General features: G+C 63.1%; 18 protein-coding genes. 10 read left to right on the forward strand and 8 right to left on the reverse strand.

Translation table 11 applies throughout. From position 1 onward, the window contains the following. Window positions 1-104: 104 nt before the first annotated feature. On the reverse strand, window positions 105-1,472 hold the full coding sequence (locus E4O92_RS05715) for a TolB-like translocation protein (RefSeq protein ID WP_229483085.1): 1,368 nt from the start codon (window positions 1,470-1,472) through the stop codon (window positions 105-107). Window positions 1,473-1,624: 152 nt separating this feature from the next. Here E4O92_RS05715 and E4O92_RS05720 point away from each other — a divergent pair, with 152 nt between their 5' ends. From E4O92_RS05720 to E4O92_RS05745, 6 genes are all read left to right on the forward strand, one after another. Continuing rightward, on the forward strand, window positions 1,625-3,277 hold the full coding sequence (locus tag E4O92_RS05720; RefSeq protein ID WP_135188793.1) for a rhamnogalacturonan acetylesterase: 1,653 nt from the start codon (window positions 1,625-1,627) through the stop codon (window positions 3,275-3,277). Beyond that, window positions 3,274-6,036, forward strand: coding sequence for an exo-rhamnogalacturonan lyase family protein (locus E4O92_RS05725; RefSeq protein WP_135188794.1), 2,763 nt, complete (start codon window positions 3,274-3,276; stop codon window positions 6,034-6,036). The genes E4O92_RS05720 and E4O92_RS05725 overlap by 4 nt, the downstream gene beginning before the upstream one ends. 12 nt (window positions 6,037-6,048) lie before the next feature. Further along, window positions 6,049-6,747, forward strand: coding sequence for a DUF6250 domain-containing protein (locus E4O92_RS05730; RefSeq protein WP_135188795.1), 699 nt, complete (start codon window positions 6,049-6,051; stop codon window positions 6,745-6,747). A 14-nt stretch (window positions 6,748-6,761) separates the two neighbouring features. Continuing rightward, on the forward strand, window positions 6,762-8,186 hold the full coding sequence (locus E4O92_RS05735) for a glycoside hydrolase family 88/105 protein (RefSeq protein WP_135188796.1): 1,425 nt from the start codon (window positions 6,762-6,764) through the stop codon (window positions 8,184-8,186). Between the two features lie 13 nt (window positions 8,187-8,199). After that, a complete protein-coding gene (locus E4O92_RS05740; RefSeq protein ID WP_135188797.1) occupies window positions 8,200-9,429 on the forward strand; it encodes an oligogalacturonate lyase family protein in 1,230 nt (409 codons plus the stop codon). A gap of 284 nt (window positions 9,430-9,713) precedes the next feature. Further along, window positions 9,714-10,109: a VOC family protein gene (locus E4O92_RS05745; protein ID WP_135188798.1), complete on the forward strand. Its 396-nt coding sequence runs from the start codon at window positions 9,714-9,716 to the stop codon at window positions 10,107-10,109. A 402-nt stretch (window positions 10,110-10,511) separates the two neighbouring features. Here the strand turns inward: E4O92_RS05745 and E4O92_RS05750 are convergent, their stop codons facing one another. The 3 genes from E4O92_RS05750 to E4O92_RS05760 are packed head-to-tail and all read right to left on the reverse strand — an operon-like array spanning window position 10,512 to window position 14,156. After that, window positions 10,512-11,513 carry a glycoside hydrolase family 43 protein gene (locus tag E4O92_RS05750; RefSeq protein ID WP_135188799.1) on the reverse strand — a complete coding sequence of 334 codons (1,002 nt, stop codon included), beginning with the start codon at window positions 11,511-11,513 and terminating at the stop codon, window positions 10,512-10,514. After that, window positions 11,510-12,790 (reverse strand): rhamnogalacturonan acetylesterase, encoded by a 1,281-nt coding sequence (locus tag E4O92_RS05755; protein ID WP_135188800.1) that lies wholly within the window; start codon window positions 12,788-12,790, stop codon window positions 11,510-11,512. Before E4O92_RS05755 ends, E4O92_RS05750 begins: the two co-directional genes overlap by 4 nt. A gap of 37 nt (window positions 12,791-12,827) precedes the next feature. Next, a complete protein-coding gene (locus tag E4O92_RS05760) occupies window positions 12,828-14,156 on the reverse strand; it encodes a right-handed parallel beta-helix repeat-containing protein (protein WP_167759701.1) in 1,329 nt (442 codons plus the stop codon). 153 nt (window positions 14,157-14,309) lie between these two features. Here E4O92_RS05760 and E4O92_RS05765 point away from each other — a divergent pair, with 153 nt between their 5' ends. Continuing rightward, on the forward strand, window positions 14,310-15,812 hold the full coding sequence (locus tag E4O92_RS05765; protein ID WP_167759702.1) for a tetratricopeptide repeat protein: 1,503 nt from the start codon (window positions 14,310-14,312) through the stop codon (window positions 15,810-15,812). 125 nt (window positions 15,813-15,937) lie between these two features. Further along, the gene (locus E4O92_RS05770; protein WP_135188802.1) at window positions 15,938-17,614 is read left to right on the forward strand and encodes a hypothetical protein; all 1,677 of its coding nucleotides are present in this window, start codon (window positions 15,938-15,940) and stop codon (window positions 17,612-17,614) included. 106 nt (window positions 17,615-17,720) lie between these two features. Here E4O92_RS05770 and E4O92_RS05775 read toward each other — a convergent pair whose 3' ends face one another. Genes E4O92_RS05775 through E4O92_RS05785 form a run of 3 tightly spaced genes read right to left on the reverse strand, consistent with a single transcriptional unit; the run spans window position 17,721 to window position 21,955 of the window. Beyond that, window positions 17,721-18,938, reverse strand: a complete 1,218-nt coding sequence (locus E4O92_RS05775) for a BT3233 family polysaccharide utilization protein (RefSeq protein ID WP_135188803.1) — start codon at window positions 18,936-18,938, stop codon at window positions 17,721-17,723. Between the two features lie 11 nt (window positions 18,939-18,949). Further along, window positions 18,950-20,788: a rhamnogalacturonan lyase gene (locus E4O92_RS05780; protein WP_135188804.1), complete on the reverse strand. Its 1,839-nt coding sequence runs from the start codon at window positions 20,786-20,788 to the stop codon at window positions 18,950-18,952. Between the two features lie 6 nt (window positions 20,789-20,794). After that, the gene (locus tag E4O92_RS05785) at window positions 20,795-21,955 is read right to left on the reverse strand and encodes an alpha-hydroxy acid oxidase (protein ID WP_135188805.1); all 1,161 of its coding nucleotides are present in this window, start codon (window positions 21,953-21,955) and stop codon (window positions 20,795-20,797) included. A gap of 240 nt (window positions 21,956-22,195) precedes the next feature. Between E4O92_RS05785 and E4O92_RS05790 the strand changes: the two genes are divergently transcribed. Beyond that, window positions 22,196-22,525, forward strand: a complete 330-nt coding sequence (locus E4O92_RS05790; protein ID WP_135188836.1) for an alpha-L-fucosidase — start codon at window positions 22,196-22,198, stop codon at window positions 22,523-22,525. A 12-nt stretch (window positions 22,526-22,537) separates the two neighbouring features. Here the strand turns inward: E4O92_RS05790 and E4O92_RS05795 are convergent, their stop codons facing one another. Continuing rightward, a complete protein-coding gene (locus E4O92_RS05795) occupies window positions 22,538-23,917 on the reverse strand; it encodes an amino acid permease (protein WP_135188806.1) in 1,380 nt (459 codons plus the stop codon). A 253-nt stretch (window positions 23,918-24,170) separates the two neighbouring features. Between E4O92_RS05795 and E4O92_RS05800 the strand changes: the two genes are divergently transcribed. Beyond that, window positions 24,171-24,620: a DUF4259 domain-containing protein gene (locus E4O92_RS05800; RefSeq protein ID WP_135188807.1), complete on the forward strand. Its 450-nt coding sequence runs from the start codon at window positions 24,171-24,173 to the stop codon at window positions 24,618-24,620. Window positions 24,621-24,754: the final 134 nt, after the last annotated feature.

Raw genomic sequence — 24,754 nt, forward strand, 5'->3', positions numbered from 1 at the left:
GTAAGCGCAGGCGTAACACAATTTTCGATGGCCTACTCAGGTCAGGACGCTGCACATCCGTACAGTGCTTTCTTTCACGTTACGATCCCTTCCGCTCCGCGTTCTCAGTTCTTCATGTCCTGCGCCGCCTTTGGCACCGGCCGTTTGAGCCAATCCTCCGGCACCGGCACGATGCAGATGTTCATGCTGCGCCCGTCCTCCGACAGCATCGCCGACTGGATCTCGATCTTGGTGCCGTCGGCATTGAAGGTCGGGTGCGGGTGGTCGGCCGCAGTGGTCTTGTGTCCGGTGGTGAGCATCCTCATTTCGCGTGTGTTCCGGTCGATCAGGTAGACACTGCGCGAGAAGTCGTCGCCCACTGCCCAGCGGCCGTCGCTGGAGCCGTGCACGTGCCACAGGCCGCTGCCGGATGGCGTCTGGCCCGCGATCGTCATCTGGCGCGTGCGCAGGTTGACGATCGCAAGGCCGGTCGGTTTTTCGCGGGTGCCGCTGTCGCCCCACGCCGTGTCCTGGCCCGGGTTGGCGCCGCCCACGTCGGTACCCGGTGCGTTGACCGCGGCGGCCGCGCCCGGAATCTGGCGGTGGCCCATGATCGCCATTGCCACTTCGTCTTTCGAGATCACCGCTTCATGCGTGACCCATTCGTACGGCGCTTCCGGGTACAGCGGGCGCAGGCCGCTGCCGTCGGCCTTGACGGTCCAGGTGCGCTGCGGCGATTTGCCGCCGGTCTCCCAGCAGAACACGATCTCGCCCGGGTTCCACAGGTTGGCCTGGATGTGGCCGATCTGGAACGGCACCGATACCACGTGCCGAACCTCGCCGGTACGGATGTTGGCGCGGGCGATGCCGTTCGGGCCGGCGCCCATGTTGCGCGGGCCGAAGTTCGGCTCGATCTTGGTCCCTTCAGGCAGGTGGCGCGCGGCTTCGTCTTTGCCGACGCGGAAGTACACCCATTCCTCGTCGGCGTCGAGCGCCATGTCGCCGCCGGCTTCCAGGCTGGCTGGCAGGGTGACGCTGACACGCTGGTAGCTGCTCGCCGGCTGCATTTTGCCGGCCTTGCTGTCTGCGAACACGCGCGCCAGGTCGACCTCGACCACCTGCACGCCATCGTCTGCCTTGCGCATGAAGTACAGCTTCATGGATTTGCGCGCCAGGTTCAGCATGCCTGCATAGCCGCCCTCGGAGACCTGCACGATGTCGCCGGTCGCTTCATTGACCGCCATCGCCTCGCCTTGCGCCAGGCGCGAGCGGAACACGACCCATTTGCCGTCCGCGGTCCATTGCGGATGGGTGGGGTAGATTTTCGAATCGCCGTGCGCTTTGCTGGTGAGGAAGGTGAGCATGGTCCCGGTTACCGGGTCTTTCACAACCTTGCGTTCGGATGGAAAGCGCTTGCCGATCTGGCAGAAGGCGTCGGGTGACGCGATCAGGGCGGCGCACAGGCAGGCGTACAGCGGCAGGCGGGTAAACATGGGCAACACTCCACGGATTGGAAAATGCCCATTTTCACTCTACCAGTTGCCGGCAACCAATCATTTTGCTGATTCTTTCCGGGTAGTGGATTTCGTACCGAACATGGTCGCATAGAATCAAGGCTCTGCAAGAACAACGCGAAGAGTTTGCCATGTCGTTCCTGTCCGTGATGCTGCGCGCTGCCGCAGCCTTGCTGGTCTTGTCCGGCCCGGTCCTGGCGCAATCGCTGCCGCCCGCCGTCAATACCGATCCCGCCCGCGCCCAGGTGGTACTGCCTGAACCGGCCAATCCCAAACTGCCATCGATTATCCTGATCGGCGATTCCACCGTGCGCAATGGACGCGACGACGGCCAGGGCAAAGGGCCGGCCGGCCAGTGGGGTTGGGGTAACCCGATCGCGGCTTACTTCGACCCCGCGAAGGTCAATGTGGTGAACCGCGCGGTCGGCGGCCTTTCCAGCCGCACCTACCTCACCAGCGGCCACTGGGAGCGCACGCTGGCCTTCGTCAAGCCGGGCGACATCGTGCTGATGCAGTTCGGGCACAACGACGCCTCGCCAGTCAACGACACCAGCCGCGCGCGTGGCACCATCAAGGGGGTTGGCGAGGAAACCGAGGAAATCGACAACCTGCTAACGCAAAAGCACGAAGTGGTGCACAGCTATGGCTGGTACCTGCGCAAGTTCGTCGCCGACATCCGCGCCAGGGGCGCCACGCCGGTCATCGTTTCGCTCATTCCCCGCAAGATGTGGGACGAAGAGGGCAAGGTGCGCCGCAACAAGAACGATTACGCCGGCTGGGCGGAGCAGGTTGCGGCTGCGGAGAAGGTCGGCTTCATCGACCTGAACGAGCTGGCCGCACGCCGCTACGACGAGCTGGGGCGCGAAGCCGTGATGAACATGTTCCCGCTGACGACGCCGGACGAACGGGTACACACCAACTGGGCCGGCGCCGAGCTCAATGCGCAGATCGTGGTGCAGGGCCTGAAGGCGCTCGGTGACCCGCGCATCGCCTCGTTCATCAAAGCACGCGAGGACGAACGCCCGGTGCAGGATGCGCGCACCGTGCGGTCGGAGGCGCCGCGCGATCCCAAGCTGCCGACCCTATTCCTGGTCGGCGATTCGACCGTCAAGAGCGGTGGCCAGAACGGCGCCATCGGCTGGGGCGAGCGCATTGCGCCGTTCTTTGACGAGCGCACAATCAACGTCGTCAACAGCGCCATTGGTGGGCGCAGCAGCCGCACCTTCCTTACCGAGGGCCGCTGGGACAAGGTGGTATCGATGCTCAAGGCCGGTGACTGGGTCGTGATCCAGTTCGGCCACAACGACGGCGGGCGCATCGGCGACCCGGCGATGAAGGGACGCGCCTCCGGCCCTGGCACCGGGCCAGAGACGGTGGAAGACGCCAAGCGGGACGGCACCAGGGAACAGGTGCACACCTTTGGCTGGTACATGGCCAAGTACGTGGCCGACGCCAAGGCCAGGGGCGCTACCGTCATCCTCGCTTCGCCGATCCCGCACCGCGACAAATGGCAGGAAGAGCGCGACTTCGCCAACTTCGCCGAATGGGACAAGCAGGTGGCCGCCAGCAGTGGCGCGTTTTTCATGGACCTGACGATGTGGGTTTCGAACGGCTACCGCGAGATCGGCGCGGACAAGGTCAATACCTTTTTCTCGGACGCGCGCACGCATACCAATGCCGCCGGCGCGCACTTCAATGCAGAGCGCGTGGTGGCGGGCCTGAAGGCACTGCCGGGCAATCCGCTGGCGCCGTATTTCTCTGCAATGGCAGGAGCTGTTAAATGATGAAAACGATGAAATGGGGACTGGCCACCGGCGCAATGGCACTCCTTATGACCGCGGGCGCAAGCCAGGCCGCGCCCGCCGATGTGGCCGTCAACTGGGTCGGCGATGCACCTGCCGTCAACACCGGCGTGAGCTGGGGCGTGCCCTGGCCGCAGGGCGCGGTGCGCAAGGACCAGGCGTTCGCCTTGAAAGGCCCGGACGGCAAGGCGCTGCCCCTGCAGACCTGGCCGCTGGCCTACTGGCCGGACGGCTCGCTCAAGTTCAGTGGCTTTGCCACCGTGGCTAGCGCGGCGGGGCCGTATGTGATCTCGGCGGGAGCAGGCGCGGCACCTGGCGCTGCCCTCAACGTGCAGGTCGGGAAGGAGTTCATCGATATCAGCACCGGTGCGTCGAAGGTGCGCGTGGGTACGCGCGGCACGGATTTGATCCAGACGATTTCCGTCGATGGCCGGGAGGTGGCGCGCAGCGGCCGCCTGGTCGGACTGGTCCAGCAAGGCCCGGATCCGGAAGAGGGCGCCATGCCCGCCCGCGCCGGCTTCGCATCCAAGATTGACAAGGTCACGGTGGAGCAGTCCGGCCCGGTGCGTGCCGTGCTCAAGGTCGAGGGCAAGCACAAGCTGGCCAAGGGCGGGCGTGAGTGGCTGCCGTTTTCGCTGCGCCTGTATTTTTACGCAGGCGATCCGGCCATCCACGTGGTCCACACCTTCGTCTACGATGGCGACCAGAAGAAGGACTTCATCCGCGGTCTCGGCCTGCGCTTTACCGTGCCGATGCGCGAAGAGGTGTACAACCGCCACGTGGCGTTCAGCGGCCAGGATGGGGGCCTCTGGATGGAATCGCTGCAGCCGGGTGACCTGAATGCCGATCCGCGCCAGGTGGCTGGCGAGAAGATCGACGGCGGGCGCTTCTACGGCGTCAAGGACAAGGAGCAGCTGGCCATCTGGAGCGATTACAAGCTCACCCAGCCTTCGCCGAACGGCTTCAACATCCTCAAGCGCACCAATGCCCAAAGCACCTGGGTGTTCTCGGATGCTGGCAAGCGCGCATCCGGCCTTGTCTTTGCGGGGGACGTGTCGGGCGGCCTGGCCGTTAGCGTCAAGGATTTCTGGCAGAGCTATCCGACCGCTTTCGATGTGCGCAACGCGGCCGGCAAGGCAGCCGAGCTGACTGCCTGGCTGTGGTCGCCCGAAGCGCCGGCCATGGACATGCGCCACTACGCCACCCGCGCACACGGGTTGACGGCAACCTACGAGGACGTGCAGGACGGGATGTCGCAGGCCTACGGCGTGGCCCGCACTAGCGAGTTCACGCTGTATCCGTCCGCCGCCGTGCCTTCGCGCGACCAGCTGGTGGCCATGGCCAAGGCCGGTGGCGCGCGTGCGCTGCTGTCGGCGTCGCCGGCGTATATCCATTCGGCCGGGGTGTTTGGCGTGTGGAGCCCGGTGGATCGCTCCACGCCGGCGCGGGCGGCGATCGAGGACAAGCTCGATTCGGTGCTGGCGTTTTACAAGCAGCAGCAGGACGACCGCCACTGGTACGGCTTCTGGACGTATGGCGACGTGATCCACAGCTACAACTTCCGCCGCCATGTGTGGAACTACGACCATGGGGGCTACGCCTGGGATAACACGGAACTGGGCACGCCGCTTTGGATCTGGGCCAGCTACCTGCGCAGCGGACGCGCCGACCTGTTCCGCATGGCGGAGGCGCTGGCACGCAACACCAGCGAGACCAACGTGTATCACATCGGCCCGATGATGGGCCTCGGTTCGCGCCACAACGTGGTCAAGTGGGGCGACGGGTCCAAGGAAGGCCGCATCAGCCAGGCCGCGCACTGGCGCCCGTTCTACTACCTGACCACTGACGAGCGTATCGGAGACGTGATGCGCGAGCAGCTGCAGGCGGACAAGGCGATGATCAAGTTCGACCCGATGCGCCTGGCGCAGCCGGTGCTGCCGCAGGACCCGAAGTATCCGGGCCGGATCCGCATCGGCCCAGACTGGTACGTACTGGCCGGGAATTGGATGACCGAATGGGAACGCACCGGCGACACCAAGTGGCGCGATCGCATCAACGCGGGCGTGGACTCGATCCTGCAAATGCCGTTCTGGCTGCGTTCTGGCGTGCGCAACGGCCTCAATCCGGACCTGGGCGGTAACAAGATCGGCCCGCTCAAGGGGCGCGGCAGCATGACCGTTGGCTACGATCCCGCCACCGGCAAGCTGCACCCGATCCCCGACCCGCTCGAGGGCCAGCAAGTGCCGGTGCTGTACAACCTGTCCACCATTCAGGGCGGCGCGGAGGTGATGTTCGAGCTGGTGCCGCTGCTCGGCCGCAAGGACTTTGCTACCGCATGGCTGCAGTATGCGCGCCTGGGCGAAGCGCCGGCGGAGGTCTTGTTGAAGGACAAGGAGACCGGTACCGAAGGCGCCAATGGCGAGTACGTGGAAAAGGCGCAGGGTGGTCCGCGTCTTGCGGCCTACGCCTACGCGCAGACGAAGAATCCGGCCTTCGCCAAACACGCGATCGAGAACATGGTCCGCTGGCGCGGCGCGGTTCCGCGTCCGTTGAGCGGCCCGGATGTGCTCAATCCGACCACCGAAGCATTCGGCGTCTCGACCAACGACGCGGCCCAGAGTGGACTGACGATGATCGAATCGCTGGCCCTGTTGGGCGACGCGCTGCCGCATGAATTGCCGCCACCGCCGCCGATGGCTGAGCGCCGCGGAACGGGCGAGGGCCCGGCGCGCAGGCAGTAAGGAGACGCCAGCATGCTGATCAAACTGCTGGCCGCCGCCGCTATCGCCACCGTTACCGCCGGTGCGCAAGCGGCGCCGGCCGCCTGCACCCAGTGGGGGCAGCGGGGCGCACTGCTGTACCAGGACGACTTTGAAGGTCCGCTCAGTGGCTACGTGACCGAGTACGCAAAAAAGCCCGGCAACGTGATCGCCAACCAGGACGGGCGCCTGCTGATCGACGTCGATTCCGGCGCGACCGTATGGCTTGACAAGCCGCTGTCCGGCAACCTGGTGATCACGTACACGCGGCGCGTGGTGATGGACGGCGGAAAGAACGACCGCCTGTCCGACTTCAACCACTTCTGGATGGCGCACGATCCCAACAATGCCAAGCTGTTCACGCGTTCCGGCAAGTTCGAGGATTACGACAACCTGAACATGTACTACGTCGGCTTCGGCGGCAACACCAACTCGACCACGCGCTTTCGCCGTTATGGCAACGGCCAGCGCGTGGTGCTGGGCGAGTACCTCGATTCCTCCCACCTGCTCGAGCCGAACCGCGACTATGCCGTGGAGATCGCCGTCTACAACGGCTGCACACGCATGCTCGTGGACGGCAAAGAATACTTTTCATACCGCGATCCGCAGCCGTTCACGAGCGGCTATTTCGGCTTTCGCACCACATGGTCGCGCCAGACGATCGACAACCTGAAGATCTATCAGCTCAAATGAAGGAGACGTGTTTGATGAATGCCTCGAAGCTGCGCCGCCCCCTGATCGGCATGCTCGTCGCCGGCCTGTTCCCGGTGGCGCTGAACGTATCCGCCCAGGAAGCGCCGGCCGCTCAGGAGAAGGGCCCGGCCGCCGCCGACGCCATGCTGCACGCGCTGGAGGTCAAGTACCCGACCCCGTACCGCGCGATGGACGCGGCCGAAGTCAAGGCTGTGCTGGACCGCGTGTTCACCTACCTGGACCGCACCACTCCGGCCGAAATCATCAACAAGACCACCGGCGCACCGGTCACCGACCTGTCCAGCGCCGATCCGGAAGCTGTGCTCAAGCCGGGCGACTTCCGCCTGACCAGCTACGAATGGGGCGTGACCTATAGCGGCATGCTGGCCGCGGGCGCGGCCACCGGCGACAAGCGCTACACCGACTACGTGATGAAGCGGCATCAGCTGCTCTCGGATCTGACGAAGGCCTACTATCCGGCAGTGAAGGCGGACCCCAAGAATTCGCATGCGCCGATCAAAAGCTTCCTGAACCCGCATGCACTCGATGATGCGGGCGCCCTGTGCCACAGCTTCATGAAAGCCAAGCTGGCGGGTTCCGCCGTCGACTACTCCCAGATGATCGGCATCTGCGGCGACTTCGTGACCAAGAAGGAGTACCGCCTCAAGGACGGCACGCTGGCGCGCGGAGGCCCGGACGGCAATGGCGGCGCCAAGATGCGGCCGCTGCCCAACACCCTGTGGCTGGACGACCTGTTCATGGGCGTGCCGACCATGGCTTACATGGGCAAGACCACGGGCGAGCGCAAGTACTATGACGACGCCGTCAAGCAGGTGGTGCAGTTCTCCAAGCGCATGTTCAATCCAAGGCTCGGCATCTTCATGCACGGCTACGTGGAAGGGATGCGCGACCACCCCGAGATGCACTGGGCGCGCGCCAACGGCTGGGCGTTGATGGCCATGGTCGAGGTGCTGGAAGTGCTGCCGAAGGACCACAAGGGCTACAACGCGGTGCTGGAACAGCTGCGCGCCCACATCAAGGGCCTGGCCTCATATCAGACCAAGGAAGGCTTCTGGCACCAGCTGATCGACCGTAACGACTCGTACCAGGAAACCTCGGCCACGGCGATCTACACCTACGCGATCGCACGCGCAGTCAATCGCGGCTACGTGGACGCGCAGATGTACGGCCCGATGGCCAACCTGGCCTGGAACGCCGTCGCCACCAAGGTCACGGGCAACGGCCAGATCGAAGGCATCTGCGTCGGCACCGGCATGGCGTTCGACCCTGCGTTCTACTACTTCCGCCCGACCAGCGTGAAGGCCGCGCATGGCTACGGCCCGACCCTGCTGGCCGGCGCCGAGATCATCGAGATGAACAAGAAGTTCAAGTTCGGGTTGAACGACAGCGGCCTGATGTTCCAGGGCGTGCGCCAATAACCGCGGAGACAGCATGAAACTCAAACATATCGCGGGACTGGTGCTGGCGTCATGCCTGACCCATGTCGCAATCGGTCAGGAAGTGGTCGAAACCGGGTCACGCAAGCCGATGCCGGCCGAGTGGATCGACAAGGACACTGGCCACCGTGTGGTGCGACTTTCGGGGCTGGATGGCCAACCGATCAGCAACTGGTACTTCCACAACAATCCCTTCATCGAGCAGTTGCGCGACGAAGGCGACAAAATGGTGTTCCAGAATCAGGTTGACGGCGTCAACCAGATCTTTACCATCAACCTGAAGGACCGCAAGGTCGAGCAGGTGACCACCGATCCGGCGCAAAAGCGCATGCTCTCAATGCTCGCCAAGACCACGCGCGAGGTGCTGTACCAGAGCGCCGACACCATCTACGCGACCAGCGTGGACACCAAGAAGACGCGCAAGCTGTACACCTTCCCGGCTGGTACGCGTGGCGGCATCGCGACCATCAACGCCGACGGCACCATGTTAGCGGGCAGCATTGCCAGCCCCGAGCAGATGGAGATCCTGCGTCAGTATCCGAAGAAGAGCGATTACTTCAACCGCATCTACGACGCGCACCTGGAAAACAAGATCTTCACAATCGACATCAGGACCGGTGAATTCAAGATTGTCCATGCGGAGAACAACTGGCTCGGCCACATCCAGTTTTCGCCGACCGATCCGGACGTGCTGATGTTCTGCCACGAAGGGCCGTGGCATAAAGTCGACCGCATCTGGCGCTACAACATCAAGGACAAGACCACGACCCTGATGCACAAGCGTTCCATGGATATGGAAATCGCCGGCCATGAATACTTTTCCCCGGATGGCAAGTCGATCTGGTTCGACTTGCAAAAGCCACGCGGCGAGACCTTCTACATGGCCGGCGCCGACGTCAAGACCGGGAACCAAGTGGGCATCTACCAGCTGACCGCGGATGAATGGTCGATCCACTACACGCTGTCGCCGGACCAGAAGATGTTCGCCGGCGATGGTGGCGACCCGACCCAGGTGGCGCGTGCGCAGAACGGCACGTGGATCTATGCGTTCTACCCCGAGGGCAAACGCTTCCGTTCAGAAAAGCTGGTGAACATGAAGGCGCATGACTATCGCGGCCTCGAGCCGAACGTGCATTTCTCGCCGGACGGGAAGTGGATTGTCTTCGGCGGCACTTTCGAGGGCCGCAAGGAGACCTACGCGGTGGAGATCGCGAAGAAGAAATAGGGCCAGCGCCTGAGAACGCCGGCTGCGTCATTCCGATCGTACGGCTTATCGAAGGGTGCGCACCTGTGCGCACGCGGTCACCGCATGCTGACTTGCGGCTGACACTCGGTCACGCGTCGTTCGCGAACCGCGTGCGCACAGGTGCGCACCCTACGACGGTCCGCCTCCGCAGGGGCGACGTGGCTACGCAGGGCAGACCCGCTGGGTGTAACCGCGTTCAAGGTGTTATGCTTGTACCAGGCCGACTGCTCAGCCGGCTGTCCAACCAGCAAAGGAGACATCCCATGGCCCAGTCAGTGAGACCGTTTCTAATGTTCGAAGGATCCGCCGAGGAGGCGATGAACTTCTACGTCTCCTTGTTCCATGGCTCTCAGATTAGGCGGATCGAGCGCTACGGCCCCGGCCAGCAGGGTGCCGAGGGCACAGTATTTCGCGCCGAATTCACGCTGGCGGGCCAGGAGATTCTCTGTATCGACAGTCCGATACATCACGCCTTCACTTTCACTCCATCGTTTTCGCTCTTCGTCGAGTGCGAAAGCGAAGCGGAGCTCGACAATGCATTCAGCCAGCTTTCCATCGGCGGATCAGTTCTGATGCCACCGGGGAACTACGGTTTCAGCAACAAGTTCAGTTGGGTAAGCGATCGCTACGGGGTTTCGTGGCAGCTGAATCTTCAATGACGCGCGGAATTAGCGTTGCGCTTCGGCGCTCGGCCATAACCGAACCTTGTTTTGGGGGTTCTACAAGGAAGGCACTTGCATAATGAGTTCTATCGTTGGCAGCGCACTACCAATTTGCCTGTTTATTCCGCTGGCTCAGGTGACCGGTTTTTGGTATTTTTGGCGAGAGAAACTTACTAGTCCTTGGCCGGACCGATCAAACGAGGAGCAAGTTGAAGGCGCCATCTCATATGCGGCAAGGGTGTTCAAACGATGTACGTTTTCATGAGCGGCTAACTTTCTCAGAAAATGGCAACCCGGCGGTGAATCACCGCGTTGCCCGTCGTCCCCGCGCAGGCGGGGACGACGAATATTTTAAGGCCTGCTATTGTTGTGACGTTCGCTTTCCTTGATTGACGAGCTCTACTTTACGTTTTTCGAGATGACCTCATCCTTTATTGGCTGCGCTCGCAGCGCGGTGATGAGCGCGCGCGGCACCGCGATCGCCGTCCCGTGGCGCATGCGCTGCGGCGTGCCTTCGTCCGGAAAATGCATCTGCCCGGTCACATCCTCCCAGTGCACCAGGTCGCGTGAACGCAGCGCGCCGTAGTGCTTGGTGGTGTAGGCGTCGTAATAGACGATCACGTCCTGCCCGATCTGCAGCGCGGTCGGCCCTTCGGTCCACAGGCCCTTGGGCGTGATCGGTTCGCTCAGCTTGCCGTACGGGCCATGCAGGTCGGGCGCCTCGGCGATCTGCAGGTACTTTTTGGCCGGGTAGCGCGTCTCGTCCTTGACCAGCAGGTAGCTGCGGCCATTCGCGCGCAAGAAGGTCGCGTCGATCACCGAAAAGCCCGGATCGTACAGCACCGTGGTCGGCGTAAAGCTGGCGAAGTCCTTCGTCGTGGTCGCGTAGATGCGGTGGTTGTACTTGGCGTCGGACGCGCCGTCCGTTTGCGGGAACTTGCCCGGCATGGTCGACGACCAGAAGATCAGGTACTCGCCGCGCTGTTCGTCGTAGACGATCTCCGGCGCCCAGGAGTTGAGCACGCCCGCCTCGTGGGCCATCACCGGTAGTTCCTTCTGCTCCGACCAGTGCACCAGATCCTTGGACGACGCATAGCCGATATTGTTCTCGTTCCAGCCCGAGGTCCAGACCATGTGATACACGCCGTCCGGCCCGCGCAGGATGCATGGGTCGCGCATCAGTTTCGATTTGCCGACCTTCGGCTGCAGGTAGCTGGCGCCGCCGCCCAGCTTTTGCCAGTGGTAGCCGTCGTCGCTCGCGGCCAGGTGCAGGCCGTCTTCGCCGTTCTTGGTGAAGTACGCGAAGACGTAGCCAGCGCCATCCGGTTCTGGGACGCGCGTGGCGCTGCCGGCGCAGCCCGCCAGCAGTGCCAGGATGGGGAGCAGGGCGCACAGCTTCATTTGTTGGCCTCGTCGCCGAGCGGGCGTTCGCGGGTGATGTTGGGGCTGGGCGGCACCGAGAACGACGCCACCGGGTCCGGATGCGCCGGGTCGAAGCTAAAGCCATCGACCACGTAGTCGGCAACCGGCAGCTTGGCCTGGCGCAGTCCGGTCACCACGGCCTTGGCCAGCTCGTAGCTGCCGTAGCTGTTGTGGTGCGTGTTGTCCAGCTGGCGCTGCGGCGGATGCGCGAAGGCGAGCTTGGACTGTTCGGGGCCGAGCGCCTCGTACAGCGTCTTGCTCATCGCATTCAGGTCAATGAACGGCACGCCCAGTTCCTGCGCCGATTGCCGCGCGGCGGTGGCGTATTCGATCAGCGAGGGGATCACGTGCCCCTCGGCGTCGAAGGCGCGCCGCTCCATTGACGAGACGATGACCGGCAGGCCGCCGCGCGCGCGAATCGCGTCGACGTGGGTCTTGATCTCGGCCTTGTAGGTGGTGAACGGGCCGCCGTTGCCGGCTTTGATCTGCTTCTGGTCGTTGTGCCCGAACTGCATCAGCACAGTGTCGCCCGGCTTGAGCACGCTGACGATCTTGTCGAGCCGGCGCCGCGCGATCGAATCGCGGTAGGTTTCGCCCGATTCGCCGTGGTTGGCCACCGCGATGCCTGGCTTGAAAAAACGCGTGAGCATCTGGCCCCAACTGTTGAAGGGTTCGCCCGGTTGATCGCAGACGGTCGAATCGCCGATCAGGAACAACGTCGGGCCGCTGGCGGGCGTGATGTCGACGGTGCGCACGGCCGGGTGGTCGCCATTGAATTCGAGCGTCAGGCGGCGGTCCCAGGCCCAGGCCTCCTGGACGGTTTCGCGCGGCTCCTTCAGGCGCACCTGGCCCGCTGCGATGTTGTCCACTGCCGCAATCTGGGGCGTGCGGATGTTGACGGTGAAGGTGCGGGTGACGGTTTCGCCGGGCGCGGTCTTGACGTTCTCGAGCATCAGCCTGCGCAGCTCGGCCTTGACGGTGGTCGTGGCCGGCGCCTTGTCTTCGCCCAGCGTGACCGTGACGTTGTAATTACCTTCCGGGAGATCGACCGAGAAGTAGTATGGCTTGCCGCTGTCGGGCTGCGTGCCGGGTTCGAAGCCGTAACCGCGCGCCTGGCTGTAGGTGGCGCTTGGTGCCACCGCGGTGTAGCCGGCAGGCGCCTTGGCGCCGAATGCGAACTTGTATGATTCTGCCGCATTGACTTGAGTGGCGGCGAGCAGGGTCGCGCAAAGCGCGAGCCGATAGGGTGCTTTCATTAGTGTCCTCCTGTGGATGCCGTATCGCTGGCGATGCTTATTTCGATTTGCCCGAGTATTCGAACGCGCCCAGGTCAGGCGCCTTTCCATGGAACGGCAAACCGACATCGGTGCCCTTGTCGATCAGGGCGCTGCCGGCACGCAGGCGCAGGTTCCGGATCACGGGCAGGCTCCCGTCCGGCTGGCGCGGCGCGTCCCAGCCGGCGTTGGAGACGGCTTCGAAATCGGCTTCCGAAACGGTCAAGGGCAAATCCCAGGAGTTGAAAGCGGAATCCACGCCGTCGATCTTCAGCTTCGATTTGGGTTGCAAGGCGAGGTTATTGCGCAGCTTGCCAAAGTTGATCGGCGAGCCATCCGGCGCGATGCCGAGCATGTTGAAATCGGTGCCGTTGTTGAATGCCGTGTTGTTGTAGAAGTCGATTTCGACCGGGTGGTGGTTGGCGTAAATGCCATTTACCTTATTGTCGAAAGCGACCGAGAAACGAACGATGTGCCTGACGCCATTGGGTACGTATTTACCGCCGTAGCCGCCGGCCTTGATGCCATTGCCATTTCCGGCTGGGAGCGACGTATGGGTGCCCGGCAGGTAGCCGTGCTGCCAGGCCCATGAATATTCGATCGTGACCGGCGAAAACGCATTGATCAGGTCGAATCCGTCGTCCGTGTTGGCCCATGCGCGGCAGCCGCGGAACGCGTTGCCCGGCTGATTGACGCCGACATGGGCGCCAAAGCCGTCCGCACTCTGGCCGGCGCCGTTCGAGGTGTAGGGGTCGTAATTGTGGTGCGAATCGCTGTTGAGTACCAGGTTGTAGCTGCCGTTCTTGATGAACAGACCTGGACCCATGTTGTGGTGCAGGTTAAGCAGTTCGAAGATGTTGTGGCTGCCGCTGACCCAAATTCCCCACGATTCGTGATTAAGACGGTTTTCCGGCTGCTGTGGCGCGCCGGTCACTTCCAGGCCTTTCAGGTGGACCCAGTCGGCGGTGACGTTAAAGCCCTTGACCCGGCAGTCGTCTTTCATCTGCGAGAAATCGAATACCGGCGTTTCGCCCGGATAGGCCCAGTAGCGGATCGGCTGTCCTTCGGCGCCGCTCTTGTTCAGGTCGATGCCGCTGACCACCGCTCTGCGCGTGGCGCAAGTGGAGGTGGCAACCGTGTAGGCGTAGGTCCCGCCGCGGAAGAAGACAGTATCGCCCGGCACTGCGACCGATTGGGCGTGCGCGAACGATTTCCAGGGCTTGTCGATCGTGCCAGCAGCATTGTCATCGCCGGATGGGGAGACGTAATACGTTGCTGCGCTGGCGCCGGCGGCGGCAAAGCCTGCGAACAGGCCGGCGAGGAGTTTGATGCGACGGAGTTTGTTCAATTCGGGTCCCCCGGATGAGTGGCTTTTCGCCAGATTCTAGATGAGCGATCGGCCGATTGAGGCGAACGGCCGGGAATAATCATGGGCTTGATTGGCGGGACTTGCGCGATAATGACGCCGCACGGATCGGTTTTCCCGCATCGAGAGAATGGAATGAGTGATACAAATCCGCTGGTGGCGCAGCTTTTGCAAGAAGCCGTGGCCCTGCACCAGCAAGGCAAGCTGCAAGCGGCACAGGCGCTGTATGAGCGCATCCTGGCTGTGGCTGCGCGCCAGTTCGATGCGCTGCACCTGTCGGGCGTGATCGCGCGGCAGCAGGGGCGGCCCGAGCGTGCCGTCGAACTGATTTGCGACGCGTTGACCATCGACCCGATGCACGCCACTGCCCGCTGCAATCTGGGCGCCGCGCTGCAGGACATGGGGCGAACGCAGGATGCGCTGGCCAGCTACGATCTGGCGGTGCAGCTCAATCCACGCTACGCGCTGGCGCTCAGCAATCGCGGCAATACGCTGCGCAAGCTCGGGCGGTTGGAAGAGGCACTGGCCAGTTATGATCGCGCGCTTGCGTGCCGGCCGGACTATCCCGAGGCCTGGTGCAATCGCGCCATTACTCTGCACGACCTGGACCGGCCGGGCGACGCTTTGGTGAGCGCCGAGCGGGCGCTGGCGGGGCGTTCGAACAATGTCGATGCGTGGTGCGCGCGTGCAAACGCGTTACAGGCCCTGGGCCGGTTTGAAGAGGCGGTGCAAAGCTACGATCGGGCACTCGCGGGCAAGGGCGGTGACGCGAAGATGTGGTGCTCGCGCGGCACCGCCCTCAAAAAATTGAACGACCTGCCCGGTGCGCTGCAAAGTTACGAGCGAGCGATCGAGCTCGATGCCAGTTACGCCACCGCCTACCATTACCGCGCCAATACCTTACGGGCGCTGGGCCGTAGTGACGAGGCGGTCGCGGCCTACAGGCAGGCCCTTGAGCTTGGCGCCGACGCGCAGCAGATCGGGTTTGCGCTGGCCGCGCTCGGCGTGCAGGAGGTGCCCGCCGCCTCTCCGACCGGCTATGTCAAGGAGCTGTTCGACCAGTACGCGGATCACTTCGACCGGCACCTCGTGGATGTGCTGAAGTACCGTACCCCGGAGCTGCTTGGCGCCGTGCTGCGCAAGTGCGTCGCCCCGCAATCGATGGACGTGCTGGACCTGGGCTGTGGCACGGGCCTGTTCGGTGGCCATCTGCGCGAGTATGCGCGGACCCTGGTCGGCGTCGACCTGTCGGAAAAGATGCTCGAGAAGGGGCGTGAGCGCGGGCTCTACGACAAGCTCGAATGCGGCGACATCGTGCAGTACATGGAAGGCAGGACCGGCGAATTCGATTTGGTCGCCGCAGCCGATGTGCTGGTGTACTTTGGTGAGCTGGACCAGTTGTTCGCGCAAGTGCACAGGGCGCTGCGCGCAGGTGGCTGGTTCTGCTTTTCAATCGAGGCGGTGCAGGAGGGCGACTACAGGCTCACGGCGGCGAACCGCTATGCCCATTCGAAGCGCTACCTCCAGCGTCTGGCCGATGCCGCCGGGTTTTCGATCATCGCTTTGGAAACCGGCCCGTTAAGGACGGAGAACGAAGTAGCGGTACTGGGCAACCTGGTCGTGCTACAAGCCCGCTAGGCGTCTGCGCTGTTTATCTGGCACAGGATGCTGATTAACCTCCTAATTCAACAGTTCGTCTCAAGGCGTGGATAGCCTGGTGCTAACGGGTTTATTGTTCAGCATCCAAACAATAGGGTAATCGGATGCGCGTCCGTATTTTTCTCATCTTGCTGGCCGTTGCGAGCAGTGCCCAAGCGGCCGATATCAGCGGCGGTCATCGGTTCGTCACGGACGAAGGCCCCGCTGTCCAACTACGCCTGCTTTCGCCGGATGCGATTGAAGTCAGCTACACATTGCCGGCGCAATGCACCGCTGTTCCCTTTATTAAAAAAGGGCAGGATGGCCAGGAAACGCGCGCCAATTGGCAAGCGTTGGACGACTGCGGCGCCGCTGGGGCGGACCAGCTAAGTCGCAACAAAGGCGCATGTCCAGTATTACGCTTTCGTGTGCCGCCAGCAATCAGTCAACCGGGCTACCCGGCAGCGTTCCCGTTGGGGCAAGGCGTATATGTCCACCTATCCAAATACGCCTTGGCTGACAGCTGCGGCAAGGTTGGCTACCATTTTTCCGCCCCCGGCATCTTGATGGATGGTCATTCCTATCAAGGCGCCGCTGTTGCGAATGCGGCTGAAGACACTGCGGCGCTGTTATTGCAGGCACCCCAGGCACAGCGCGACGGCGAGCCGGTAGCCTGGTTCGATCCCCGCCTGTCTGCGGCTGCTGTCGCGCAAATTAAAGCGGTGGCCGAAGGCACGGTGAATTACTTGCGCGTTGCGCTTCCGGACGCTCGGTACCACCCCCCGATTATGGCGGCAGTGTATGCGACCCGACCTGGCGGTCCAGGGATCGGCGGAGATGCGGGCGATGTCCTGCGCCTGTCTTTGTTCAACTGGCCGAGCGCTCCAGGCCCGGACGAACAGGCTAATCTGCGGCTATTGGTGGCGCATGAATTCAGCCACCGTTTTCAGCTGCGCGATGCGGTCGATGTTTATCCTGACGCGAGCTTGATCCATGAAGGAGGCGGCGAATTCTTGCGTTGGATGACCTCGGTGCAGCAAGGTTGGCTTACGCGTGCGCAAGCGGCCGCCGATCTGGATCAGGCATTGACCAATTGTGCTCTATACGCCGAACAGCGAAGTTGGCGTGCCCTGACGCCGCGATTCATCCGTGCCAACCGGCTGCAGTACAGCTGCGGACTGGCGATATACACGTATGTTCTGGCGGCACGCCAGGGAGTGGGTACGGCGATGTCGCGTATCAACGGTTTCTATAAGGAGCTTGGCAGCGGCGGCAAGCCCGATTTTGGGAAGTCGATGGAATGCGGCTCCAGTTCTCCTTGCGAACCACGTTGGCTGAACTTACTGCTAAGCGCAAATGGCAGTATGGATCAACACTGGATCGACTTATTTGGCGCGACTGGCTTAGCCACGCTGCAGCAGCCTAGCCAGGCACAGCGCGATGCGATGGTGTTACGCGCGGTCGTCAAGCTGATGAAGGACAATTGCGGCGGCAGTAGCGGCACGACGGAAACACCAGAAGGCATCATCCTGGACGGTATAAAGGACTGTAAAACATTCTCACAAGATGCTTACGTGACGCGCATTGAAGGCTTACCGGTATTTGGCAATCCAGCTACCGGAGAAGCCATCACGGCCGCCTGTAAGTTGCGTCACCGAATTGAACTTGGCTTACGGGATGGCGGAAAACTGGATGCACCATGCCAGCAACCTTATGTCATGCGACAGCAGTTCTACCACGCCGATATTGATAAGGTACTTGCTGCACTAACGTCGGCGAGACGCGAGGCCGAGTACAAGTAGCTGGCCGGCGATTTCGCTGCCCGCCGCGGACGCGCTGTCCGCCACCGGCAAGGTGACGGCCAGCGCGCTGGCCTTTAAGAAGTCGCGGCGGGTCAGCGGCGGCACGTCAGTTGCTGGACGAGAGGGTGACCTTCACCGGTGAGCGCAGGCGTGCCGCCTCGTCGGCAACGTAGCGCTGCCATTGCTGCTGTGAGGTGATCTCGCCGCCGCGGTTCCAGGCCGCCCCGACGTAGTAGCGCAGCGGCTGGCCGGAAATGACGGTCGCAGTCATCATCGAGTTGCGCGCGTCTTCCGCGTAGGTTGGCTGCGCCGACGGCAGGACCACGGCCACGCCGAACTCGCCCTTGGTGCGCTGCGTTACACATTGCACCAGCGCGGCGTCGTCGCGTTGCTGGGCGTAGCTGATCTTCGGTTCCTCGCCCTTGTCGCTCGGGGTCTTGTTCAGGCCGACGGCGGCGGTGAGCTGTTGCGGACCCGTGAAGGTGAAGGTGCTATCGATGCGGTCGAGGTAGTGGCCGGCATCGACCGTGAAGCGCTTGACCTCGGAGACCTTGGTGCCGCCGGCATCCCACTCGTCATAGGTCAGTTCGAAGATCGCGCGGATCGGGCCGTTGGCCAGCACGTTCCACTTGACGAAGTTGATGCCGCTGTAAAGCTTGGTGCCGTCCCAGATGCCGGTGCCGCCGGCGCCCATCGTGGTGCCGACGTTGTACATGTCCATGCCTTCGCCTTCGTCCACGTGGTAGTGGTCATGTCCCTTGTTGTACCAGCGGTCGACGATCGGGTAGGGAACGCGCTTGAACCAGATATCCAGGCCGCTGGTCTTGAGCACTTCCTTGTTCGAGCCGGCCGGCGCGGGCGCGGCCAGTCCAGGGCCGTAGGTGCGGTGCGCGACCTTGTCGTTCTCCCACGCGAAGTCGTCCAGGCGCTCGGGAACGATGCGGGCAAAGGCCTTGACCGGGAAAGGTGGCGAGGTGGTGTCGGTCTTTTCGACCGTGAACTTGGCCGACTTTTCGCCTGCGGCGAAGTCGTGCTGGAACAGCAGCTCGCCATACGCGATGCCTTCGTTCTTGGGATCCTTGGCCTGGGGCGCTACGTTGGTCACCTGGTACGGCAGTACTTTGCCGGCGGCGTCCTTGACCACGATCTGCTGGACGCGCGCGTGCGGAAGCGCCGCATTGACCTGGGACCAGGGAATGGAGATGGTTTCGCTGGGGCGTGCGATGTCCAGGCCGTGGCTGACGGTGACGGTGAGGCGCTCGGCGGCGCTGGCAACGCAGGTGGCGCCGGCAGCCAGCGCGAACAGGGTAAGGCGAAGTTTCATCGTTATCTGTCTCATGGTGTATAGATGGGTTCCTGTGCGACTGGTGCCATGCCCTCGCCCAGGAAAAAGCTCGGATGTGGCGGCTGGTTGTAACCGGCGTTCTGGCCTGCCACCTGCACCCGATACTGCGGATTATGCATGAGTGTCGGGATTCGGTGGCGGGAAGGTAGAGTCGTTGAAAAAATCAGGAGCGCGCTGTCGTCGGCACTACGCCAGACCACTTCTTCGCGCCAGTCGCCGAACAGGTCGGCCGAGAGCACCGGCGTGCCCTTGGTGCCGTTGTTCGAGGCGGCGTTGTACTGGCGGGCGTCGAGCACCATCTGGAGGCGCTCCGTTTTGGGATTCCATTTTTCGATCAGCGTGTGATCGAGCGATTCGCGCAGCAGGTCGCCGTCCCACCAGACACCGAAGTTGAACCTGCGTGGACGGTTGCTGGAGATCTGCTTGCCGTCGGCGCTCATCAGGCCGCCGATCGAGGCCCAGCATTCCTCGCCCGGGTAGGCTGGGTCGATGTCCATACAGGTGCCGCGGCCAATGTCGCCGTCCTCGCCAAAGCTCCACAGGATTTTGCCGGTGGCTGCGTCGTGCATTTCGACGCCATGGCCGCGGTAGCAGGACGGCGTCTCGTGCACCATGAATATCTGCTGGCCCGGCAGGTTGGGATTGAGCTTGCCGACATGGAGAGCGTCGCCGTGGCACAGCCCTGTACTGTAGAGCATCTGGCCGTCGCTGCCGACCGTCGCGGCGCCGTAGACGATATCGTCCTTGCCGTCGCCATCCACGTCCGCGACAGACAGCCAGTGCGCGCCCTGGTGATTGACCGCCGCGCCCGGGCCTGGCTTGTCGCTGTCGAACACCCAGCGGCTGATCAGTTTGCCGTCGCGCCAGTCCCATGCCGCGATCACGGCGCGGGTGTAGTAACCGCGCGAGAACACAGCGCTGGGCCGCTGGCCGTCCAGGTAGGCCACGCCGCCCAGGAAGCGGTCGACCCGGTTGCCGTAGGCGTCGCCCCAGTCGCTCACCTGGCCACGCGCAGGCAGGTAGCCGGTGGTGGCCATGGCGGCCCCGGTCATGCCGTTAAAGACGGTGAGATATTCGGGACCGTGGAGGATGTAGCCGTCCTTGTTGCGGTAGTCGGCGCTGGCATCGCCGATCGCCTTGCCCTGGCCGTCGACGCTGCCGTCGGCCGTCTTCATCATCACCTCGGCCTTGCCGTCGCCGTCGAAGTCGTAGGCGAGGAAGGTGGTGTAGTGCGCGCCGGCGCGGATGTTGCGGCCAAGGTCGATGCGCCACAGGCGGGTGCCATCGAGCTTGTAGGCGTCGATGTAGGTGTTGCCGGTGTAGCCGCGGTGCGAGTTGTCGTGCGCGTTGGTCGGCTGCCACTTGATGATCAGCTCGTAGGTGCCGTCGCCATCCAGGTCCGCCGCCGAGCCGTCGTTGACGACGTAGCTGTAACGCTGGCCGTCTGGCGTCACGCCATCGGCAGGCTTTTGCAGGGGAATGGTCTTGTAGGGCCGGTCCCACACCGGGCCGCTGCCGGCCGCGGCCTGCTCGGCGCCGCCAAGCACCGGCCGCACCGAGTAGGTGGCGCCGGCTGGCGCGTTGGCGTCGGTGAAGTTGGTGACCGTCAGCGGCGCGGCGTTGAGCTTGAGCGCGCCGCGGTAGACGTTGAACGCCATCCCGGCAGGATCGGTGCCCAACGCGCGCCAGCTCAGGAAGGTTCCGCCGCTGGTGCGGATCGCGACTACGCCGCGATCGAGTTTTTCGACCTGCTTGCCAGTGGCGGCGAAGGTGCTGCTGCTGGCGACCACCAGCACGGACAGGGCAAGCGCGCGTTTATCGATGCCCATGGCCGGTCACCAGTCCCGCGGAAGCACGATGTGCGAGCGGTTCGCGTCGCGCAGGTCGCGAATGCCGGACAGCGCCATCGACACGTCCAGCTCCTTGCGGATCAGTTCCAGCGCTGTGGTGACGCCGGGCTTGCCCATCGCGCCCAGGCCGTAGACGTAGCTGCGGCCGATCATGACGCCGCGCGCACCCATGGCGCAGGCCTTGAGCACGTCCTGCCCGCTGCGGATGCCGCCATCCATCCACACTTCGATGTTCGGATTGGCGCTGGCGGCGATGGCGTCGAGCACCTGCGGCAGTGCGCGGATCGAGCTCATGGCGCCGTCGAGCTGGCGTCCGCCGTGGTTGCTGACCACGATCGCGTCGGCGCCGGTCTGGGCCGCCAGTTTGGCGTCTTCCGGATCGAGGATGCCTTTGAGGATCAGCTTGCCGTCCCACTGTTTGCGGATCCATTCGACGTCGTCCCAGTTCAGGGTCGGGTCGAACTGCTGGCCAACCCAGGCCATCAAGGTCGACAGGCCCTCGGCGCCCTTGACGTGGCCGTCCAGGTTGCCGAACGTCTTGCGTTTGCCCATCAGGACGCTGGCGCACCAGCGCGGTTTGCTCAGCATGTCGAGCAGGTTGGACAGCGTCGGGCGCGGGGGCACGGTCAGGCCGTTCTTCAAGTCCGCATGGCGCTGGCCGAGGATCTGCAGGTCGAGCGTGAGCACCAGCGCCGAGCATTTCGCGGCCTTGGCGCGCGCGATCAGGTCGGCGGCAAAGGCACGGTCGCGCATCACGTACAGCTGGAACCAGAACGGCTTGGTGGTGGCGGCGGCCACGTCCTCGATCGAGCAGATGCTCATCGTGGTGAGCGTGAACGGCACGCCGAATTCTTCCGCAGCCTGGGCGGCGAGGATTTCGCCGTCGCCGTAGTTCAGGCCCGTGAGCCCGACCGGTGCAAGCGCAACGGGCATGCGCACGTCGTGGCCGGCTAGCGTGGTCGCAGTGTTGCGCTGGTCGACGTTGACCGCGACGCGCTGGCGCAGGTGAATGGCATCGAGGTCGCGTTTGTTCGCGTGCATCGTGCCTTGGGAATACGAGCCGGAATCGACGTAGCCGAAGATGGCCTTGGCGACGCGCCGGCGGGCCTGCTGGCGCAGGTCTTCAATCTCTGTAATGACAGTCATGGCGGGCAGGGTGTTGCAACAAGTGCCTTTGAGTATCGATTTTCAGCGCAGACGATGTCAACAGCCGGGCGGCATCGCTCAGCAGATAATCAAGTTGCTGAGCGATACGCGACGGGTGGCTGTCATGGCCGTGTTCTGGACAATACTGTCGGCCAACGCACCTTGCCAGCCTGCGCCGGCGAGCTTTCCAAACCCGATCGCGGCGGCGTGGCGGAATCTGCGCTGTTCGACTATGGAGTCATGGGACCGTCCGCGACGCCCGCCATCGTCGCCGCTGCCGATGCGGCGGTGACTACGGCCTTGCCTGCCGGGCCATTCCGGACCGACTGGGAATCGATCCGCCAGCACTACCGGCCGCCCGCCTGGTTCAACGACGCCAAGTTCGGCATCTTTATGCATTGGGGCCTGTCGCTGCCGGTGTCGCTTGGCACGGTGACCAAGGTCGAGCGCCTTGGCGGTCCCGGGCTGGCGTTCACCCAGGACGAGGGCGGGCTGCACGTGCAGCTCGGCGACGTGGCGCAGGACGGGATGCCGTTCGCCCTTAAAATCTCCGGCCTGCGTCTACAGTGATCGCCGGCCGCTCTACGCTTCAGTCTTCGTGCGCGCAGCCGCCGGCGCGCCATTACGCATGCGGCTCCAGTAACCGACCCCCAGCACGGCCAGCCAGGCCGGGATCAGGTAGACGGAAATGCGCAGGTCCGGCGTCATGTACATGATGACCAGGATCGCCGCCACGAAGGCCAGGCACAGGTAGTTCGCCAGCGGAGAGCCCGGGCTCTGGAACAGCGTCGTGGCGCCAGCCGCGCGCTTGTGGGCGCGGAAGCGCAAGTGACTCCAGCTGATCATGGCCCAGTTGATCACCAGTGCGGAAACGGCGAGCCCCATCAGCAGCCCGAACGCCTTCCCGGGCATGAAGTAGTTGATGCTCACCGCGATGCCGGTGGCGGCCGCCGACACGCCGAGCGCCACGATCGGCACGCCGCGCCGGTTGACCTTGAGCAGCGCGCGCGGCGCATTGCCCTGCATCGCCAGGCCGTACAGCATGCGGCTGTTGGCGTACACGCCGCTGTTGTACACCGACAGGGCAGCAGTGAGCACCACGATATTGAGCACGGTGGCCACGGCATTGCTGTTCAGTGCGTGGAAGATCAGCACGAACGGGCTCCCGCCGCTGGCGACCTTCTGCCACGGATAGAGCGAAAGCAGCACGGCCAGCGCGCCGACATAGAAGATGAGGATTCGGTACAGCGCCTGGTTGGTCGCACGCGGAATGCTGCGCGTGGGGTCGTCTGCTTCGGCGGCGGTAATGCCGATCAGCTCCAGGCCGCCGAACGAGAACATGATGACGGCCATGGCCATCACCAATCCGCTCACGCCATTCGGGAAAAATCCGCCGTGCTGCCAAAGGTTGGCGATGCCGGCTTCGGGACCGGCGGAGCCGGAGAGCAGCAAGTAACCGCCGAATACGATCATGCCGATCACGGCCACAACCTTGATGACGGCGAACCAGAATTCCATCTCGCCGAAGGCCTTCACGTTGAGCAGGCTGATCGCGTTAATGACGAGGAAAAACGCCAGGGCCGACACCCAGGTCGGAATCTCCGGCCACCAGTATTGGACGTAGATGCCGACTGCGGACAGTTCGGCCATGCTGACCAGGATGTACAGCACCCAATAATTCCAGCCCGAGACGAAGCCGGCGAGGTGGCCGCCGTATTTGTCGGCGAAATAGCTGAAGGAGCCGGCCACCGGTTCGTCGACTACCATCTCGCCAAGCTGGCGCATGATCAAAAAGGCGAGCAGGCCGGCGATGGCGTAGCCGAGGATGACGGACGGGCCGGCCATCTGGATGGTCTGGGCGATGCCGAGGAACAGGCCGGTGCCGATGGCCCCGCCGAGTGCGATCAGCTGGATGTGCCGGCTCTTGAGGCCGCGCTTGAGTTGGTTGCTGTGGTCTGCCATCGTGGCCTCGAGCGGTTGCTGTAGGCCATGATTCTAATGGATAGTTGGTTGGTTGGGTGTCGTGGAGGAAATTTCTTGGTTCGACAATGAGCTTGTCTTGTAAGTAATAGAACCGTAGACTGAGCCTTGACCTAACGTCTGCGATTGGCCAGATGGGCCAATTTCTGGGTGATGACAATGCCATGATATTTCTCTGGTTGCCTCATAAGGGAATGCCAGCAACAGAGCGTTCCACCTCATTGATCGGGACCTGATGAAGAAGATATTTTTAGCGCTGGCTGCTTTCCTGGTATGCGGTGTTTGTCTTGCTGGAGCATGGGGGCCGGGAAGCTTTGAAAACGATGATGCTCTCGACTGGGTGCAGCAATGCATCGAGTCGAAGGGGGCGGGAGTTATAGCTTCAGCACTGCAAATCGGTCTGAAGGCGAACCCGCTCGAGGCTCCGGAAGGCAGCATGGCCGTTGCGGCAGCAGAAGTGGTGGCGGCTGCAAAAGGAAAGCCAAGTAAAGAAATGCCACAAGAGCTCCGCGAATGGCTCGCGCGTCAACCAAAGGAAGAGATTGCGAAGCTGGCACCGCTCGCAAGGAAGGCTCTCCTGAAAATCAAGGATGCAAAGAGTTCTGAATTAAGTCAGCTTTGGAGTGAATCGCCTAAAAAGCAATGGGCCAGTGCGATTAGTGAGCTTGAAGCGCGCTTGAAGTGAGATTCAAAAGTTCTCCGAAGGGTCCGAACCAGATGTTCGGGATTAGAATGACGTTTTATGGTCAATCATATCGTCTGTTGTTTCGATTGTGGATGCTTTATGTGTGACATTTGTTTTCCTTGTTCCACAGTGGT

This window comes from Massilia horti, assembly GCF_004614195.1.
Lineage (GTDB): Bacteria > Pseudomonadota > Gammaproteobacteria > Burkholderiales > Burkholderiaceae_D > Telluria > Telluria horti.

Coding starts and splice junctions, on each gene's coding strand:
- E4O92_RS05780 (WP_135188804.1), bottom strand. CDS start 20,788: ATGGGCATCGATAAACGCGCGCTTGCCCTGTCCGTGCTGGTGGTCGCC.
- E4O92_RS05740 (WP_135188797.1), top strand. CDS start 8,200: ATGAAACTCAAACATATCGCGGGACTGGTGCTGGCGTCATGCCTGACC.
- E4O92_RS05795 (WP_135188806.1), bottom strand. CDS start 23,917: ATGGCAGACCACAGCAACCAACTCAAGCGCGGCCTCAAGAGCCGGCAC.
- E4O92_RS05730 (WP_135188795.1), top strand. CDS start 6,049: ATGCTGATCAAACTGCTGGCCGCCGCCGCTATCGCCACCGTTACCGCC.
- E4O92_RS05775 (WP_135188803.1), bottom strand. CDS start 18,938: ATGAAACTTCGCCTTACCCTGTTCGCGCTGGCTGCCGGCGCCACCTGC.
- E4O92_RS05720 (WP_135188793.1), top strand. CDS start 1,625: ATGTCGTTCCTGTCCGTGATGCTGCGCGCTGCCGCAGCCTTGCTGGTC.
- E4O92_RS05785 (WP_135188805.1), bottom strand. CDS start 21,955: ATGACTGTCATTACAGAGATTGAAGACCTGCGCCAGCAGGCCCGCCGG.
- E4O92_RS05770 (WP_135188802.1), top strand. CDS start 15,938: ATGCGCGTCCGTATTTTTCTCATCTTGCTGGCCGTTGCGAGCAGTGCC.
- E4O92_RS05790 (WP_135188836.1), top strand. CDS start 22,196: ATGGGACCGTCCGCGACGCCCGCCATCGTCGCCGCTGCCGATGCGGCG.
- E4O92_RS05725 (WP_135188794.1), top strand. CDS start 3,274: ATGATGAAAACGATGAAATGGGGACTGGCCACCGGCGCAATGGCACTC.
- E4O92_RS05715 (WP_229483085.1), bottom strand. CDS start 1,472: ATGTTTACCCGCCTGCCGCTGTACGCCTGCCTGTGCGCCGCCCTGATC.
- E4O92_RS05755 (WP_135188800.1), bottom strand. CDS start 12,790: ATGAAAGCACCCTATCGGCTCGCGCTTTGCGCGACCCTGCTCGCCGCC.
- E4O92_RS05800 (WP_135188807.1), top strand. CDS start 24,171: ATGAAGAAGATATTTTTAGCGCTGGCTGCTTTCCTGGTATGCGGTGTT.
- E4O92_RS05750 (WP_135188799.1), bottom strand. CDS start 11,513: ATGAAGCTGTGCGCCCTGCTCCCCATCCTGGCACTGCTGGCGGGCTGC.
- E4O92_RS05745 (WP_135188798.1), top strand. CDS start 9,714: ATGGCCCAGTCAGTGAGACCGTTTCTAATGTTCGAAGGATCCGCCGAG.
- E4O92_RS05765 (WP_167759702.1), top strand. CDS start 14,310: ATGAGTGATACAAATCCGCTGGTGGCGCAGCTTTTGCAAGAAGCCGTG.
- E4O92_RS05735 (WP_135188796.1), top strand. CDS start 6,762: ATGAATGCCTCGAAGCTGCGCCGCCCCCTGATCGGCATGCTCGTCGCC.